Source organism: Shewanella sp. Koi 1, from assembly GCF_052907445.1.
Genome location: NZ_JBREJM010000001.1, coordinates 3,319,863 through 3,337,309 on the forward strand (window position 1 = coordinate 3,319,863; position 17,447 = coordinate 3,337,309).

Annotated in this window: 15 protein-coding genes and 1 tRNA gene; 8 read left to right on the plus strand and 8 right to left on the minus strand. The window is 47.5% G+C overall.

What is annotated here, in order from left to right; translation table 11 throughout:
- Positions 1 to 2: 2 nt before the first annotated feature.
- Complete coding sequence (locus ACUZ8J_RS14625) at positions 3 to 428, plus strand: flagella synthesis protein FlgN (protein WP_011622042.1); 426 nt, start codon at positions 3 to 5, stop codon at positions 426 to 428.
- A gap of 104 nt (positions 429 to 532) precedes the next feature.
- Here the strand turns inward: ACUZ8J_RS14625 and ACUZ8J_RS14630 are convergent, their stop codons facing one another.
- Both ACUZ8J_RS14630 and ACUZ8J_RS14635 read right to left on the minus strand, forming a co-directional pair.
- A complete protein-coding gene (locus ACUZ8J_RS14630; RefSeq protein ID WP_011625672.1) occupies positions 533 to 982 on the minus strand; it encodes an LPP20 family lipoprotein in 450 nt (149 codons plus the stop codon).
- Positions 979 to 1,611, minus strand: a complete 633-nt coding sequence (locus tag ACUZ8J_RS14635; RefSeq protein WP_446694230.1) for a FlgO family outer membrane protein — start codon at positions 1,609 to 1,611, stop codon at positions 979 to 981. The genes ACUZ8J_RS14630 and ACUZ8J_RS14635 overlap by 4 nt, the downstream gene beginning before the upstream one ends.
- A gap of 239 nt (positions 1,612 to 1,850) precedes the next feature.
- On the opposite strand from ACUZ8J_RS14635, the gene ACUZ8J_RS14640 reads away from it, so the two are divergent.
- The 4 genes from ACUZ8J_RS14640 to ACUZ8J_RS14655 all read left to right on the plus strand — a co-directional run bounded on the left by ACUZ8J_RS14640 (position 1,851) and on the right by ACUZ8J_RS14655 (position 4,555).
- On the plus strand, positions 1,851 to 3,017 hold the full coding sequence (locus ACUZ8J_RS14640) for a flagellar assembly protein FlgT (RefSeq protein ID WP_126512807.1): 1,167 nt from the start codon (positions 1,851 to 1,853) through the stop codon (positions 3,015 to 3,017).
- 55 nt (positions 3,018 to 3,072) lie between these two features.
- Positions 3,073 to 3,148: transfer RNA gene (locus tag ACUZ8J_RS14645), tRNA-Arg, on the plus strand.
- A 121-nt stretch (positions 3,149 to 3,269) separates the two neighbouring features.
- The gene (locus ACUZ8J_RS14650; protein ID WP_374915934.1) at positions 3,270 to 3,749 is read left to right on the plus strand and encodes a DUF2947 domain-containing protein; all 480 of its coding nucleotides are present in this window, start codon (positions 3,270 to 3,272) and stop codon (positions 3,747 to 3,749) included.
- Positions 3,750 to 3,994: 245 nt separating this feature from the next.
- On the plus strand, positions 3,995 to 4,555 hold the full coding sequence (locus tag ACUZ8J_RS14655; protein ID WP_446694943.1) for a chalcone isomerase family protein: 561 nt from the start codon (positions 3,995 to 3,997) through the stop codon (positions 4,553 to 4,555).
- On the opposite strand, the gene ACUZ8J_RS14660 is transcribed toward ACUZ8J_RS14655, so the two are convergent.
- Together ACUZ8J_RS14660 and ACUZ8J_RS14665 are read right to left on the minus strand one after the other, a co-directional pair.
- Complete coding sequence (locus ACUZ8J_RS14660; RefSeq protein ID WP_446694231.1) at positions 4,556 to 5,437, minus strand: DUF6268 family outer membrane beta-barrel protein; 882 nt, start codon at positions 5,435 to 5,437, stop codon at positions 4,556 to 4,558.
- A gap of 178 nt (positions 5,438 to 5,615) precedes the next feature.
- Positions 5,616 to 6,236: a TetR/AcrR family transcriptional regulator gene (locus tag ACUZ8J_RS14665; RefSeq protein WP_446694232.1), complete on the minus strand. Its 621-nt coding sequence runs from the start codon at positions 6,234 to 6,236 to the stop codon at positions 5,616 to 5,618.
- 137 nt (positions 6,237 to 6,373) lie between these two features.
- Between ACUZ8J_RS14665 and ACUZ8J_RS14670 the strand changes: the two genes are divergently transcribed.
- Positions 6,374 to 7,495: an efflux RND transporter periplasmic adaptor subunit gene (locus ACUZ8J_RS14670; protein WP_446694233.1), complete on the plus strand. Its 1,122-nt coding sequence runs from the start codon at positions 6,374 to 6,376 to the stop codon at positions 7,493 to 7,495.
- A gap of 2 nt (positions 7,496 to 7,497) precedes the next feature.
- Positions 7,498 to 10,578 carry an efflux RND transporter permease subunit gene (locus ACUZ8J_RS14675; protein WP_446694234.1) on the plus strand — a complete coding sequence of 1,027 codons (3,081 nt, stop codon included), beginning with the start codon at positions 7,498 to 7,500 and terminating at the stop codon, positions 10,576 to 10,578.
- On the opposite strand, the gene ACUZ8J_RS14680 is transcribed toward ACUZ8J_RS14675, so the two are convergent.
- Positions 10,563 to 10,808 (minus strand): YdcH family protein, encoded by a 246-nt coding sequence (locus ACUZ8J_RS14680; protein WP_208662060.1) that lies wholly within the window; start codon positions 10,806 to 10,808, stop codon positions 10,563 to 10,565. The two genes, ACUZ8J_RS14675 and ACUZ8J_RS14680, sit on opposite strands and share 16 nt — an antisense overlap.
- A 259-nt stretch (positions 10,809 to 11,067) precedes the next feature.
- On the opposite strand from ACUZ8J_RS14680, the gene ACUZ8J_RS14685 reads away from it, so the two are divergent.
- Positions 11,068 to 13,071, plus strand: coding sequence for a methyl-accepting chemotaxis protein (locus ACUZ8J_RS14685; protein ID WP_446694235.1), 2,004 nt, complete (start codon positions 11,068 to 11,070; stop codon positions 13,069 to 13,071).
- Between the two features lie 515 nt (positions 13,072 to 13,586).
- Here the strand turns inward: ACUZ8J_RS14685 and cydX are convergent.
- From cydX to ACUZ8J_RS14700, 3 genes are read right to left on the minus strand one after another with little or no spacing between them, the layout of a single operon-like run.
- Positions 13,587 to 13,703, minus strand: a complete 117-nt coding sequence (cydX, locus tag ACUZ8J_RS14690) for a cytochrome bd-I oxidase subunit CydX (protein ID WP_011622029.1) — start codon at positions 13,701 to 13,703, stop codon at positions 13,587 to 13,589.
- 18 nt (positions 13,704 to 13,721) lie between these two features.
- Positions 13,722 to 14,861: a cytochrome d ubiquinol oxidase subunit II gene (gene cydB / locus ACUZ8J_RS14695; protein WP_037420654.1), complete on the minus strand. Its 1,140-nt coding sequence runs from the start codon at positions 14,859 to 14,861 to the stop codon at positions 13,722 to 13,724.
- Positions 14,862 to 14,876: 15 nt separating this feature from the next.
- Positions 14,877 to 16,433, minus strand: a complete 1,557-nt coding sequence (locus ACUZ8J_RS14700) for a cytochrome ubiquinol oxidase subunit I (protein ID WP_037420657.1) — start codon at positions 16,431 to 16,433, stop codon at positions 14,877 to 14,879.
- Positions 16,434 to 17,447: the final 1,014 nt, after the last annotated feature.

Sequence of the window (17,447 nt, forward strand, 5' to 3'; positions counted from 1 at the left end):
CTATGACAGAAATAGCTAAACTGGTAGATCAACAACACGCCCATTTGGCTGTTCTTAAACAGATTATTCTCAAGGAAAAAGGCGCTTTGGTTGACCAAAACGCCGATTTGCTATTATCGCTTGCGGAGCAAAAATCAACATGCCTGCAAGAACTCAAGGCCAACGATGACTTACTGGCCAATCACAGCGATAAATCCTTACTCACCTCGCAAGTAGAACTATCCCATAAAATGGCCGCCGTAAAAGAGGCCCTTGCCGAATGTAAGGATCTTAACGCTCAAAATGCCAGTCTCATCGAAATGAATTTGGCGAGTCTAAACCGTTTTGCCCAAGCCTTACAGGCGAGCCGAAACGCGACTACCCTGACTTATAACGATAAAGGCAGAACCTCGACCCTTTCTAGCTTAGGCAATGATTTAAAAGCATAAGTCGAGCAATAAATAGTAAACGGGATATAAACAAAAGCCGCGCTAAAACTGAGTGCGGCTTTTGTTTATTGGTAAAGCGACGACAAAGTCACCCAGCGCTAGCGCTAAAAATAGGTAACGTCTTTAATTCTTTGTGGGCGGCTCTGCTGTTGGTAAATTTGCCATACCTTGGCAAAATCAAGCTCCAACTCAGTGACATAGTGATCCCCTGCCGGATAGCTTTTTACCACTCTCGCGCCACGGATCACCCCAGTCACAGAAGCTTTAACATTGTCATCTGTCAGCATCCAATCACTGACACTGCTATTGGCGGTGATCTTTTGTCCATACACTTGTTCAGCCAGTTCACGATAAGCCACAATTTTTGAGGCCTGCATCGCCATCAATACTCGTTGGGACTGCTCTTTAGCCGGTTGAGTCGCAAGCGGGGCATAACCTATGGCCGTCAGCTTAGGAAAACTGCTTGGCGGTACATCTTCCCACTGAACATATTTATCTTTGGCAGCACACCCTGTTAGTAGGAGCGCCGCAACAATGAATAGGTAGCGTTTCATTTTCCATCTCCTAGCACTCGCACTTCATTCATGCCAGGGCTCGACTGGCGGTATAAAATCCCATCCTGCGAGATAACTTGCTCTGAAGGCTGCATGTAATTGCTCAACTCATTTTGGGTCACATAGGTTTGAGAGGCTGACACCACGCGGTTATTACTCAAGGTAACAATCCGAGTGTTGATTGCCATGCCATTGGTCGTGGGGCTCATCGTCGATACCACAATATGGTCAACGGGTAAGTTGGTCGAAAGCTTTTGCCAATCGCGCGTCAAAATAAAATCGCCATCAGCCGTCACACTCAGCCCATCACCTAAATTCAAATCCACCACATTAAACATAAAGCTATGCAAAGACGTCATCAGCCCTTGCTGGAGCTGCTGCGCCAGCGCATTGGTGCTACTCAAGTCCCCCACTAACACAGGCGTGGCAACAACGATAGGTTGGTCGGGACGCAAGGCATCATTCTGCTTGACTAACTCAGTCACAATGCGCTGCGCTAGATGATTAATTGTCGCCGTAGGCGGCAAACCATTGCCGTCAGCTAAGCTAGGTTTGGGCGGTGCCACGGGTTTAGTCGCACACCCAACCAGCACTAACAGTGCCAGAGGAATGAATGCACGGTTAAGCATAGGAGTAACCTCGTCATCAGTATCAATGTGGCCCAGTGGGAGCCGCAATCTTTGCCATAAAGCAAGCAAGTATTAGACCAAGTCAAAATATTGCGCTTAATGAACTATTCAGATTATCGACAAATCTATTAATAACTTTATCCCTAGACCACGATAAATCAGGCATACAATTTGCTTAGAGCCATAAAGCACTGCCAGTAAACTGACTCATTCCAGCAATTTTAGTTAAGGGCTTATTGATGAACATACTAAGAAAGAACTTGCTCATAATCAGCAGCCTACTGCTATTTGCTGCACAGGCAAACGCCGAATGGGTCGAGGCCAGTGGAGAAGCGGTGATCACCAATGGCAACATTGCCCAAGCTCGTGAAGAAGCCATCAATCAAGCAGTGAGTTATGCCACGCTCAGTACCGGTATCCAGATCACCAGCGAACAGCAAACGACTAATGGCAACTTAACGCAAAACAGCTTTGCGATTAATCGTTATGCCCAGGCGATTAGCATTCAATTGGTGAGCGAGCGTATTCAAGGCAATAAAATCTATGTATCCCTCAGGCTCGATCTCAATGATGACCCAACCCAGCAATGCCCGGCAGGCCAATTAAAGGCCGCCATCTTAATTCCCCAAGCGCAAATAAAAGACCGAGCACAGTTACGCTACGGACAACTATCGGGATTTGAAGAAGTTATCTCCGAGAAACTGGGTAATAGTATTGATGGCTACTCATCTACTGGTTTTAGTCATATCCATGCCAAAGAACGGCTTGATATCGCACAAGAATTGGTCGATATCCGTGGCTATCGACTCCCAAGCTGGTTGAGTGAAATCACCGATAGCCAATATATTTTATTGCCACAAATCATCGATATATCGACTGAGCCTGTGCAATCAACCTTTATGGGATGGTGGGATGAAGCGCCACTCAGACAATTCCAATTTAAACTCAGCCTCTATCACGGCATTAGCGGCGAGGAAGTGTGGAGCAAAACCTACAGTACCTCTGCCCCGTGGGAGTTTGAAGAACAGGCCATCATAGCCCCTAATAGTGACCGATTTTGGCGTTCATCCTATGGCAGAAATATCAGCCAAATCATGCAAGAAGCGACCCGAGATATAGACAACACGCTCAATTGCAGACCACTGTTAGGGCAAGTTGTCAGCCGTCAAGGCGATAGAATTATCCTCAACTTAGGTCGCAAACACGGCATTCGAGTTGGCGATAAATTCCAGGTCGTGTTACAACAAAACTTGCCCGATAGACTCAACGAAATGCGTGCCGTCGCCACCAAGAGCCGAGCAACGGTAAAAATCGAACAAGTCAGCGAAGAAAGTGCAACTGCGGTCCTCGTTGACCAAAATGCGGCTTACAATGTACAGATAAACGACATCGCGCTTAAGATTTAACCAACTAAATCATAAGCCTTTTAATCAAAGATAAAACCAGTATAATCACTGGCGTCTCTTCATAGCTCAACAGGATAGAGCAGCCGCCTCCTAAGCGGCCGATCGGGGTTCGAGTCCCTGTGGAGAGACCAGATAGTGTAAAACTAGATTTAGATTTAACGGCTTCATTTCCTAATTTTTCTCAAAAAAGTATACTTACCTCGCGTAACCCACTCATCCTTAATAATCCGTAATATACCGAGGACAGCTTTTTTGGCTCATACCTATATACCTTTAGATACCTATCGCCGTAAGTGGATTTTTAACCACAAGGACTTGCCTGTAAGCGATGATGACAAGACTGGCATTCTGCCGCTGACGGACAAAAGCGCCATGCTGGTTTGGAATCAGTGGATTAGCAATAAAAGTAGCCGCGCTGAACAGTTTACTAAGGGGGATTGGGCCGCTAAAGCCAACGCATGGGTCAAAACGGATCATTGGCAGAGTGCGTGGGACAGTGAAGATAATAGCCTACCCGAGATGTTGGCCGAGTTTATCCAGTGGCCAGATGATACTCAGGTCTATTTTTGCTACGAAAAATATCAAGTGATTGAGACTCGTTGGGATGTCTTTGTCCGCAACTGGAAGTGCTTTCTGTTTTTCGATGATGGCCCAATCCTGATCTCCCCTAGGCAAAAACAAGCGGTGATGTTTGAGCAAAATGGCCAATATAAATTAGGTGTTCGTGGCTAACCAGGTTTGCCAATAAGTCGAATGGCTCAAACCAATAATTCCGACTTTTTGCTTTCTTAAGGTGTCCCTCAAAAGAAAGCTGCCCAACTTGATTTACCTCCTAAGCGATAGCTTGTATAGATTAGGCTATCACTCCTCTTTGGTTTCGATTAGTATCGCTTGGCAATCAACTGATTAATCTTCGTTTGAGCCGTTAATCCCATGGATACGCTCAACGACCATAACTAAAAAATATGAGGTGTATGATGAAGTTACTCTCAACCCTGACACTAACTACCGCTTTGCTTTTTCCACTATTCGCCCAAGCTAAAGAAGTCTCTGGTGTCCAAGTCGCCGATACCATCACGCTCGACGCTCAGGCGCTGCAATTGAATGGCGTTGGTGTTCGCAGCAAATTCTTTATGGATTTGTATGTGGGTAGTCTGTATGTCCCAATCCAGAGCAAAACCATGACAGAGGTCATCAATGCCCCGGTTGCGGCGATTCGCCTCAATATTACGTCTGGAATGATTACTTCCGAGAAAATGCGTGATGCGATAACCGAAGGTTTTGAGCACGCGACCGCCGATAATACGACCGACATTCAGCCACAAATTGACGCCTTTATGGCGTTATTTAAGGATGAAATCAAAGAAGGCGACCAATTCACTTTGGTCGCCAACAAAAGCCGTGGCGTTACCGCCTATAAAAATGGCCAAGAACAAGCCACGATTGAAGGGGAAATGTTCCGCCAAGCCTTACTCAAAATTTGGCTAGGGGAAAAACCAGCCCAGAAGAGCCTCAAAGAGGCCATGCTGGGCCAGTAATTAAAATCGGAACTCGAGATCCAAGGCGGCTGCGCCTTGGTTATCCATATCGAGCGCCGCTTGATGGGTGACTTCCAATTCACCATTGAAGTAGTAACCCGCGTAAAGATTCAGCGCAATGGCCGGCGTAGCTTGCCAACCGGCACGCAGATAACTCACCCACTCGTTAGTCTCCACCACGGTATCCTTATCGGCGACTAAAAATCGCTCGGTGCGACGTGAATTACCAAAGCCGACATTCCATGCAGGGCTCACTTGATAACTCAGCTCCAAACCCGCAGGGCCACTAAATCCCGCTTGGAAGGGGTTAGCTAACTGCCAACGATCATTAATCTGCCAGCTCACCGCCAGATAAGGCATAGTGCGCACTTCATCGATATCGTTTAAATACGCAACGCCAAAACCGAGCAGATTGCCCGACTCGAAGGCATACATGGCCGACGCAACCACACCATAACTTTGCGCATGGCTCGCCGATGCGGTATCGGCATAGGCATATTGAAGTTGTGGCGACAACATAAAGGACCAATGCTTATCCATCCGATAGCTAAGGGATAGGCCCGCACGGTAACGGTCGATATTTTCCCAGGTTTCACCCGCATCACTAAACAGGCCTGCGGCGTTATTCGCCCCCGTTAAACGGATATTGCGCCAATCGTAATCAAGCCTATCGTAACCGACACGCATTCCAATAGACCACTGTTTATCTAGGGGAATATTGACACTCGCGTTGAGTAATAAGCTGTCCCGCTGCAACTCTGTATCGCCATTGGCAACCGATGCACTCTGGGTACTAATCTGCGATACACTCAACTTAAATGGCTTGTATTGCGCTGGTGGGCGCGCCTCAGCCGCGGATACGGCATAACTTAAAAAAGGCATTAATCCCAATCCTATATACATTAGGCTGGGCTTTATGCTGACTCGAGAATCAAGTGATTTAGTCACGCCTGCTCCTTGCGTTACTGTGAGTAATTTGTCGCGAATAATACGCTCGATTTGAAACAAAAGTTCACTCTTTTCGAAGAAGATACAAACTGATACCAACAGCTTAGCGCCGTTACACTCGGTAGGCTTTTAAAAACATCTCGGCACAACCCCGGATATACTGCTCACGCTCTCCCAATAAAGGCTCGGTTTCAAGCCCCAACTCTAACCTGAGTTTCAATTCGCCAAACAACATCAAACATAAACGTACCGCACAATGATGCGGTTGTGGAAAGCGATATAACCCAAGCGCCTCTACGGCGATTAAATACTTTGTCAGCAGCGCAAGCATATGCTGTGGCCCCGCCTCAAAAAACAATCGCGACACTTCAGGGTGGCTCTCCGATTGCGCCACACAGGCTTTAAATACGGTAATCGCCTCAGGGCTAACAATCATCTCACCAAATTGCAGCGCAAATTCGGTGAGGGTGGCTTCAGGTTGACTTGGATCGCTGAGTAAGTCGGCATTTAAGTTGTGGCCAACGCATTTGGATTCAATCGCCGCCACAAACAAATCATCTTTACTGCCGTAGTGGGAGTACACCGTTTGTTTGGACACGCCCGCCTGCTTCGCCACTTCATCCATACTGGTATGGGGAAATCCCTGGCGGCAGAACAAGTCAATGGCCGCAACAAGCACTTGCTGTTTCTTTTGTTCACTGCGGCTCATCGGGATATCGGAGGACTGAGTCATATCTTCACTCAAGGTAGCAACATAATTAATTCGTATTAGTTAAGCACAAAATAGACTAGACAGTCTAGTTCCGCACAACTAGACTAGCAAGTCTAGTTACATAAACTTAACCTTAAGCTTACAACGGAAGGATTCAAATGGATCGAGCTGCCCGATGTTCTTGGCGTGCATTTTACCTTTGCGTGATTGCCGTCACCACCTTAACGGCCTGTCAAAAGGAAGTGACAGAGCATGCCAACGCCACCCAATTGCAAACCGTGACGACGGCGCCACTGCGCTTGTCCTCTAGCTATCAGAGTGAGCAAGTATTCACTGGCACGATCCGCGCTGGCAATACCACGGGTGTCGGCTTCGAATTATCGGGTAAGCTCAGTGAGTTAACTGTCGATAGCGGTGCTAAGGTGACGCAAGGGCAAGTATTGGCCAAGCTCGATACTCGCTTGCTCGATGCCGAGCATCAGGAGATCCAAGCTAGCCTTGCGCAAACCCAAGCCGATGTTGACCTTGCCACCAGCACCCTCAACCGAAATCTTGAGCTAAAAAAATCGGGCTATGTCTCAGAGCAGTTACTCGACGAGAACCGCACACAACTGGCGAGTCTCGAAGCTGCCAAAAACCGATTATTGGCCTCGCAGCGGGCAAACCAACTAAAACGCGATAAATCACAGCTACTTGCGCCCTTCGACGGCATAATCAGCCAACGACAACACAATCTAGGGGAAGTGGTCGCCGCAGGCAGCCCAGTGTTTACCTTAGTCGGCAGTGTGAATACCGAAGCCTATATCGGTGTTCCGGTTGCGGTCGCTCAGCAATTCGTCAATGGGCAGAATGTGACTGTGAGCGTGCATAATCAGCAATTTACCGCCAAGATCGCCGGGATCAGCGCCGAGGTAAACCCCATTAGTCGCACTCTTCAGCTGCGGATCAGCCTGCCGGAACATGCCAATGTGATCAACGGTGAAATCGCCTATTTGCATCAACAACAAACCGTCGAGCAAGCGGGCTATTGGGTGCCAGTATCGGCACTTATCGATGGGATCCGCGGCCGCTGGAATATCTATGTAACCACGCCGCCTTCACATTCAACAACCGATAGCATTTCAACTCAGATAGAGCGTCGCGATGTCGATATCCTCTACACCACTCAAGATATGGCCTACATTCAAGGCGCGATTAAGACCGACGAACAGTATGTGACTCAAGGCTTACATAAGTTAGTGGTGGGCCAAGCCGTTTCTTCCATCGCATCGACGAGGTAATCATGATTAAAGCCTTCGTCGAAAATGGTCGCTTAGTCAGCCTAGTGATCGCCCTACTGCTGGTCGCGGGATTTGGCGCAATGTCCAGTTTGCCACGCACCGAAGATCCACACATCACCAACCGATTTGCGTCTGTCATCACCCCTTATCCCGGCGCCTCAGCCGAGCGGGTCGAGGCGCTTGTCACCGAAGTATTAGAAAATCAATTACGTCGCCTTGAGGAAATTAAGCTTATTCAATCCACCTCAAGACCCGGTATTTCGGTGATCCAGTTGGAGCTTAAAGATACCGTCACTGACACAGATCCTGTCTGGTCTAGGGCGCGGGATCTATTAGCCGATGCCAGAAACACCCTCCCCGATGGCATACAGACACCGACCTTAGACGATCAAGTCGGCTACGCCTACACCGCTATTTTAAGCCTAGTGTGGAACGATAGCAGTCAACCGCGGGTGGATATGCTCAACCGTTACGCCAAGGAATTACAGAGCAGGCTCAGACTCTTATCCGGTACCGACTTCGTTAAACTCTACGGTGCGCCCGAGGAGGAAATCCTGGTCCAGCTCGATGGCTATAAGATGAGCCAATTGCAATTAACGCCGGGAACCATAGCGAAAATCTTAAGCAGCGCCGACAGTAAAATTGCCGCGGGCGAGATCAATAACAATCACTTTCGCGCCCTCGTTGAAGTCTCGGGTGAGCTCGATTCCCAAAGCCGTATTCGCCAAGTGCCACTCAAAGTGGATGCGCAGGGACAAATTATTCGTTTGGGAGACATCGCCCAGATCAGCCGCCAACCTAAAACCCCCGCTGACAGCATCGCCCTAGTCGATGGTGAGCAGGGCGTGTTTGTTGCTGCGCGCATGCTCAACAATACCCGCGTCGATATCTGGCAAGGACAAGTCAAACACTTGGTCGATGAGTTCAATCAGGAGCTGCCGGCCAATATCAAAGTGCAATGGCTGTTTGAGCAAAACAGCTACACCAGCGAACGTCTCGGCGGATTAATCGTCAACCTATTACAAGGGTTTGTGATTATTCTGGCGGTCTTACTGCTGACCTTAGGCTTAAGAAACGCGATTATCGTTGCCCTATCACTCCCCCTGACCGCCCTTTTTACCTTGGCCTGTATGAAATATATCGGCCTACCCATTCATCAAATGTCGGTCACAGGCCTAGTCGTCGCCCTTGGGATCATGGTGGACAATGCCATTGTGATCGTCGATGCCATCGCCCAGCGTCGCCAGCAGGGGATGAGTCGCTTAAGCGCGGTAAGTGAGACCTTACATCACCTCTGGCTACCTTTGGCTGGGTCAACCATCACCACCATTTTAGCCTTCGCCCCTATCGTGCTGATGCCGGGTGCGGCGGGGGAATTTGTCGGTGGCATAGCCATGTCGGTGATGTTTGCCCTGCTGGGTTCCTATGTGATTTCCCATACATTGATCGCAGGCCTTGCGGGACGCTTTAGCCTCGAAGGTAAACATCCTGTCTGGTATCAACATGGCATCAACGTGCCTTTAGTAAGTGGTTACTTTCAAGCAAGCCTAAGATTTGCGTTAAATCGCCCACTACTGAGCGCGACCTTTATAGGGATAATTCCCCTGCTAGGGTTTTATGCTTCCGGCAAAATGACTGAGCAGTTTTTCCCGCCTTCGGATCGGGATATGTTCCAAATTGAGCTGTATCTCGCGCCCCATGTCAGCCTCGAAAACACCTTAAACCAAGTGCAGTTGATGGATAAGCAATTGCATCAAATCGAGGGCATCACCCAAGTCGATTGGGTTGTGGGGGGCAATACCCCTTCATTTTATTACAACTTAACTCAGCGCCAACAGGGAGCCACCAACTACGCTCAGGCCATGGTGAAAGCCAGTGACTTTGAGCGGGCTAACGCCCTCATCCCTGAGTTACAGCAAACCTTAGATAAGGCCTTTCCCGAAGCGCAGGTGTTAGTGCGTAAACTTGAGCAAGGCCCGCCTTTTAATGCGCCAGTCGAGTTAATGATATTTGGCCCTAACCTTGAGACCTTACGCTCACTCGGCGATGAAGTGCGCAATATCTTAGCCGCCACGCCCGATGTGCTTCATACCCGCGCAACGTTGAGCGCCGGCGCTCCTAAGGTGTGGCTACAAGTGAACGAAGATGCGAGTTTGATCAGTGGCTTAACCCTGACGGATATCGCCAGACAAGTTCAAATGGCGACGACGGGCGTTATCGGCGGCAGTGTGCTCGAACAGACCGAGTCTTTGCCGATTCGAGTGCGTTTGGGAGACACCAGCCGCGAGCAAGCCAGTCGCCTCTCAGAAATTCAGCTTGTGACCCCCTCAGGCACAGCCGTGCCTTTGTCTGCGCTGTCCCACAATGAGGTGCAAGTCAGTCGCGGGGCGATCCCTAGGCGTAATGGTCAACGCGTCAACACGATTGAAGCCTATATCGTCAGCGGCGTATTGCCCGCTCAAGTATTAAACGATGTGAAAGCTAAAGTCGCGGCGATTTTGCTCCCTGCGGGTTATCGAATTGAAATCGGCGGCGAAAGCGCTAAACGCAATGAGGCGGTCGGCAATCTGCTCTCCAATCTGATTTTGGTCGTCACCCTGCTGCTGGCCACGGTCGTCTTGTCCTTTAACTCCTTTAGGCTTACAGCGATTATTTTACTGAGCGCATTACAGTCGGCGGGGCTTGGATTGCTTGCGGTGTATGTGTTTGGTTATCCCTTTGGCTTTCCAGTCATCATCGCCCTACTCGGCCTAATGGGGCTTGCGATAAATGCGGCGATTGTGATTTTGGCCGAGCTGGAAGATACCGACAATGCCCGAGCGGGTGATAAAGAGGTGATCATCACCACGGTCAGCAGTTGCGGTCGTCATATCAGCTCGACCACTATCACCACGGTCGGCGGGTTTATTCCGCTTATTATTGCAGGCGGTGGCTTCTGGCCTCCCTTTGCCATCGCAATTGCCGGCGGGACGTTACTCACGACGTTGCTGTCGCTCGTCTGGGTGCCAACCATGTATCTGTTACTGATGAAAACGCACCATACGGCTCCAACACCAGCGTTATCGTCTCAAATCGCATCATGAACAAGGTATTGATATAACTTATCTTTAAGATGGAGTCGTTCTAATTTTAAGGCAACAAAGTGCTCATCATCGGTGGGCACTTTGGTTAATTCAAGGGCGCGGATTTTATGGTCTAGTTCATGGTAGCGCTCTGCCATAGTGGCAAAAACGGCATTACTCGTTTTAAGCTTTTGAATATGTTCGACAAAATCTGGGAACTCATAAACCAATGCGTGATTTTCGCCTAGCATAGTGTCACTCCTTGTTTCTGGTATCGACTCAATCGCAGTAAACCATAGGGATACTTCCGTTTAGTCCCTCAACGCTCGCCTTACGCCACTCTTCCTACCACTCAAATGTATATTCCTATCGACTAAAATAGAGACTGGTCTACACTGGTATCTGTGAGCGAACTATTTATAAATAATAGAAAATCTTAGACCCATATCAAGACCACGACGTAAAAGTTCGGTTACATTAGCGTTAACCTTTACCCTATAGGATCGTACAATGAACTATAAAAATTGGCCTATTGCAAAACAGATTGGTGCCCTCGCTTTTATCCTTACCCTGATCATTTTCTGCATACTGAGTACCCTCTCCTACAAATCCGCGTCAAACGTGCTCGAAGATAAAGGCATCAGTGCCATGAAAGCCGAGATGCACGCCGTCTCCGACATGCTTGAGCTGCAATACGATAGCTTGCTGCAACTAGCAAGACGCAATGCCGATGTTTTTAAGGAAATGTACCCCGGCCAATTTAGTCGCCCAGATAAAACCGTGAATGTGCTCGGCGTCAGCACACCTGCGTTACTACATGAAAAAGAACAAATTAACTCGTCAAAGAGTAAAGTTGACCGCTTTGCCAACCTCACAGGCGGAACCGCCACTGTGTTTGTGCGCGATGGGGATGACTTTGTCCGGATTGCGACCTCGTTAAAAAAGGCCGATGGTAGCCGTGCCCTCGGTACCTTCCTCGGTAAAACCCATCCCGGTTATCCAACACTTATCAAAGGTGAAGTTTACGAAGGCTACGCCAAACTCTTCGGTAAAGACTACATGACAGTCTATCGCCCAATTAAGGATGCCCAAGGGCAAGTGATTGGGATCTTATATATCGGCTTTGAAATCACTCAATCCCTCACACAGTTACAAGCCGCGGTGAATAAAATCACCCTAGAAGAAACCGGTAGCTTCCTGCTGATGCGCAAAGCCGACAATGTGTTGGTCGCCAATCCCAAATTTAATGCGGGCGAGCCAGTAACTGAGTCCATGCTCGATGGATTAACCCTTAGCCAAGCCACACAGGATCAATCGGAGTTTCGCTACACTAACAGTAAAAACCAACCTATGTTTGCCTACACCCAAACGGTGAATGGGTGGAATTGGATGTTGATTGGTCAAGTGAATGCAAACGAATTAAATGAAGAGAGCCTACTGCTACTCACCATCAACGCCATAGTGGCGGTCACGGGTATTGTGCTTATTACCGTACTGCTATCCTTTGTACTAATCCGCTCACTCAAGCCTTTACATGCGCTGCAGCGCCATATGGAAATCCTCGGTACGGGGGACTTTAGTCATCCACTTCCACCATCGGCCTACGATAGTCAAAACGAGGTCGACAAGATCACCACCAGCGTGTCGACCATGTCATCGGAATTACGACAATTAATCAGTGCACTGCAAACCTCGGTCCAAAGCATTGAACAACAAGCCTCTAAAGCACAGCGGATTGCTAAGCAAAACGGTGAAGAAGCCCAGGCATTGATGCAACAAACGGATCAAATCGCCACCGCGATTGAAGAAATGTCCACCTCCATCCGCGATGTCGCCAACCACGCTCAAGATGGCGCGAACCAGAGCCAGCAAGTTGATCTCGCTGCCAAAGAAGGCCAACAGCAACAAACCCAAGTGGTGCAGGATCTGTTGAAACTGAGCCAACAGCTCAGTAGTAGTCATCAGGCCGTCGAAAAAGTCAGCCAAGAGAGTGAGGCCATCAGTAAAGTCACCGAGGTGATTAACAGCATTGCCGAACAAACCAACCTGCTCGCACTCAACGCGGCCATTGAAGCGGCCCGCGCAGGAGAACAGGGCCGAGGTTTTGCCGTGGTCGCCGATGAGGTGCGAACCTTAGCCCAGCGGACACAATCCTCCATTTTGGAAATTTCGCAAACCATTGATAAGCTGCAATCTCAAGTGAAAACGACCACCAGCCAAATGGCGCAGAGCCACCAGCTGGGTATCGCCTCGGCGAATCAAGGGGAAGAAACCGGCAAGCAGCTGGAGGAAATCACCCGCAGAATTGGCGAACTGGCGATTAGTTCACGCAATATTGCCTCGGCGACTGAGCAGCAAAGCAGTGTTGCCCAAGAGATCACCCATAATCTGCACCAGATAAGCGAACTGGCTAATGAAGGTGAGCACAGAGCCGCCGAAACAGTAAACTCGGCGAATGACCTATCCTCCCTCGCCGTCGCGCTTAAACAACAAATCAGCCAATTTAAGGCCTAAGTCAAATCATAGCTTTGTTAAGATACCGCCCACTTGGGCGGTATTTTTTTGACTTTCAACTTAAGTTACATCTATTCAGTTAAGTCGACATTGCTAAATCCATTCAGCAAAACAGCAAGGTAAACCACGCGAAACGCCTATCACGTTAGTGCAGCTTCATGCTCGAGCAACCTGCTGGCTTTGGCTTTGGCTTTGGCTTTGGCTTTGGCTTTGGCTTTGGCAATTGAGCATAAGCTTTCAGATAGGCTTGAACTAACACTTTAGTAAGCTGTTAGGCATATCGATGCAGCGCAGCAAAATCAAATTGAGCCGTGTTTCTTATGGAAACCTGTAGCTAACTTCTTGCTTGTTGCTTGTTGCTTGTTGCTTGTTGCTTGTTGCTTGTTGCTTGTTGTGGCACAACATATTTCAGCAAATCAAGCCACCTTAGCGAATCCCTTAAGCTTAAATAACGTGGTAATAAAAAACCCCGCAGTTGCGGGGTTTTAAAGGGTTCAGCTATAGGAGGTTAGCGATTACTCAGCGTCATCGCTTGAGCGGTCCATATTCTCAGTGTTTTCAAGCCACAGGGCGTTGATCACACCAAAAGAACAGGCTAACAAAACCCCTAATATCCACGTGAAATACCACATAGTAGATGCTCCTTAATTCTAATAGAGTGAGGCTTTGTTATCTTCAATATGTTTGCGGTTTAAACGACCAAACATCTTGAAGTAAGTCCATACAGTGTAACTTAACACGATTGGAACGAAGATAATCGCCGCCCAAGTCATCACAGTTAATGTCATTTCACTCGCAGTCGCATCCCACATGGTTAAGCTCACGTTAGGATCTAATGAAGATGGCATAACGAATGGGAACATTGCTGCACCACAAGTTAAGATCACCATCGCCACAGTCAGCGAGCTAAATAAGAATGCGAAACCTGAACGATTTAAGCGACTCACCACAATCACTAACAGTGGTAATGCCACACCTAATACTGGGAACAGCATAGTAATAGGATACTTATCGTAGTTAGCTAACCAAGCACCAGACTCAACGGCTACGGTTTTCAGCGTTGGGTTTGACAATGCATGGTGGTCAAGGGTTGAAGTGATAACATAACCATCAATACCATTGGCTAACCACACACCCGCAGCGGCAAATAATACTGCCACTAACAGTGCACATAGCTGAGTCGCATTCGCGGCACGTACACGCAGCTCACCGTCGGTTTTCATTTGCAGCCAAGCAGCGCCTTGCATCATAAACATGCTCACGCTCACTAAGCCCGCCAGTAAACCGAATGGGTTCAACAGGCCAAATAAACCACCGTGATAAGTCGCACGCAGGAACTCATCGAAATTGAATGGTACACCTTGGAGTAAGTTACCGAAGGCCACACCGATGATCAGCGGTGGAATAAAGCCACCACAGAACAACGCCCAGTCCCACGATTTACGCCATTTTGGATTTTCAATCTTAGAGCGATAGTCAAATCCAACTGGACGGGTATACAAGGCAAACAGCACTAACATCATGGCCACATAGAAGCCAGAGAAAGATACTGCATATACCATAGGCCATGCCGCAAATAAGGCACCACCTGCGGTGATTAACCATACTTGGTTACCATCCCAATGGGGGGCAATAGTGTTGACCATAATACGGCGCTCAGTATCGTCTTTACCGATAATCGGTAATAGTGCACCCACGCCCATGTCAAAACCGTCAGTGACCGCAAATCCGATGAACAGTACGCCGATCAGAGCCCACCAGATAACTCTCAATATTTCATAATCAAACATAATGAAATCCTCTGCTTAGGCTTCTAGTTTCTCGAAGTGATAACGACCAGTCTTTAAACTGCTAGGGCCAAGACGGGCAAACTTAAGCATCAAGAATATCTCGATCACCAGCAGCACAGTGTAGAACAGTGAAATCGAAATAATACTGAACCACAGATCCCCAGTCGTTAGACTCGAAGCAGACATAAAGGTCGGCAGAACCTCAGAGATGGTCCAAGGTTGACGGCCATATTCCGCCACAAACCAACCACACTCGATCGCAATCCAAGGTAATGGCAAGCTAAAGAGTGCCGCTTTAAGAACCCATTTCTTCTCTTCGATTTGATGACGTGTGCTTTGCCAGAAGGCCGCCGCGAACACAATCAACATCACAAAGCCTAAGCCAACCATCACACGGAAGCTCCAGAAAATCGGTGCCACGTTCGGGATAGAATCCTTCGCAGCCGCTTTGATTTGCTCTTCTGTCGCATCTACAACATTGTCGGTATAACGCTTCAGCAATAAGCCGTAACCTAAGTCAACTTTCGCCGCTTCGAACGCTTCACGTAGCTCTGGAGACTTGTCACCAGCGCGCAGTTTCACCAGCATCTCATAGGCTTTCATACCATTGCGAATACGCACTTCGTGTTCAGCCACTAAGTCACGCAGACCAGTCACTTCTTCATCTAAAGAACGTGTTGCCACGATACCCATAGCGTAAGGGATCTTCACCGCGAAATCGGTGTGCATGGTTTCTTGATTTGGGAAACCAACCGCAGTAAAGGCCGCTGGAGCAGGCTCTGTATGCCACTCAGCTTCAATTGCCGCTAACTTAACGCGCTGCGCTTCACCCACTTTATAACCTGATTCGTCACCCAGAACGATAACAGACAGGATAGATGCCATACCAAAGCTGGCGGCAATCGCAAATGAACGACGGGCAAAAGGTAAGTCACGTTTCTTCAGAATGTAGTAAGAGCTGATCGCTAATACGAACATTGCACCTGTTACATAGCCAGAAGCCACAGTGTGGACAAACTTCACCTGTGCAACAGGGTTGAAGATAACATCAGCAAAGCTGGTCATTTCCATACGCATGGTTTCGTAATTGAACACGCTACCCACAGGGTTTTGCATCCAACCGTTTGCTACCAGAATCCACAGTGCGGAGAAGTTGGAACCAAAAGCCACCAACCAAGTTGTCGCTAAATGTTGACGTTTTGAGAAACGATCCCAACCGAAGAAGAACATACCTACGAAGGTCGATTCTAAGAAGAATGCCATTAAACCTTCGATAGCCAGTGGTGCACCAAAGATGTCACCTACATAGTGTGAATAGTAAGACCAGTTAGTACCAAACTGGAATTCCATCGCTAAACCCGTTGATACACCCAAGGCAAAGTTGATACCAAACAACTTACCCCAGAACTTAGTCATATCTTTATAAATTTGTTTATCAGTCATCACATAGAGTGATTCCATGATAGCCAGCAAAAATGCCAACCCCAAGGTTAAGGGAACAAACAGGAAGTGATACATGGCTGTCAGCGCAAACTGTAGCCGCGATAGCTCAACAACCTCTTCAACAATCATCGGTGACTCCTTACGTGGTGCGTCCAATTGCTACGACAACATGAGCCATTCATAGCAAGTGCCTTTGTAGGATAGTGAGTTTTCATTTTGTGTTTATAGCTGAAGCCAGTATAAACCGTTAAATATCATCTTTTTCATTACATCGAGGCAGCAAGGCCTAAAAATCCCCTTTTTCCTTGCATACTGAGACCCTAGTCACACTATCGCTCGGCTTTGAGACTTCCACCTCACCACCCAATCCTACAAATGATCCCATCGATATAAATATCAGATAGTTAAGATATTTAATCGCTTTCATTTGTGAGTATTTTATACCACCCGCCTTTGATTCAAATCAATCAAACTCAGGGGTTTAGATGGGTTTTGCGGCAGGGCACACACTTCACTTTGACACCCTATTGACAGGAAAAAAAATATGAAGTAGAGAACAAAATTGAAAGAATTAAAAAATAAACTTTTAAGCACTTTAGTACAAATTACTACCATAACCAGCAAAAACAACAAAAAACAAATAAAAAACAACATTAACACTAATAAAACAATAATCATAAAAAAATGCAAACACACAAAATAAACTATTATAAACAATAAGTTAAAAAGGCATAAAGGATTAGCAAAAAAACAAATCAACTAATATTAATTAGTTTTTTTAATGATTAATTGTATTTTTTCTCGTTTGAGAGTGACTGTGAGATTGGTTAATATATCTCCTGTGTTAAGGAGACGGTTTGGTACGACTGGTGAAGTGTCCCAGACAAGCCCAACTCCGCGCACATAGGTCTAACTTTGGTGTGGAGAAAGAGATATGACAAACTTATTCGAACGTCTGGTTAACAGCTATAAGCGTGTTTTTGTTGAACTTTATACAGCGCATGAGCTGTAATCGTTCACCGCTTACTCTGAAATAATACTGATTTGATTTGAAGTTTTGTTAGCGCAAAACGAGCCCCCTTCTCGATGAGTTGGGGGCTTTTTATTTTTATTGTCCGTAGATGGCAGGCATTAAAGCGACTA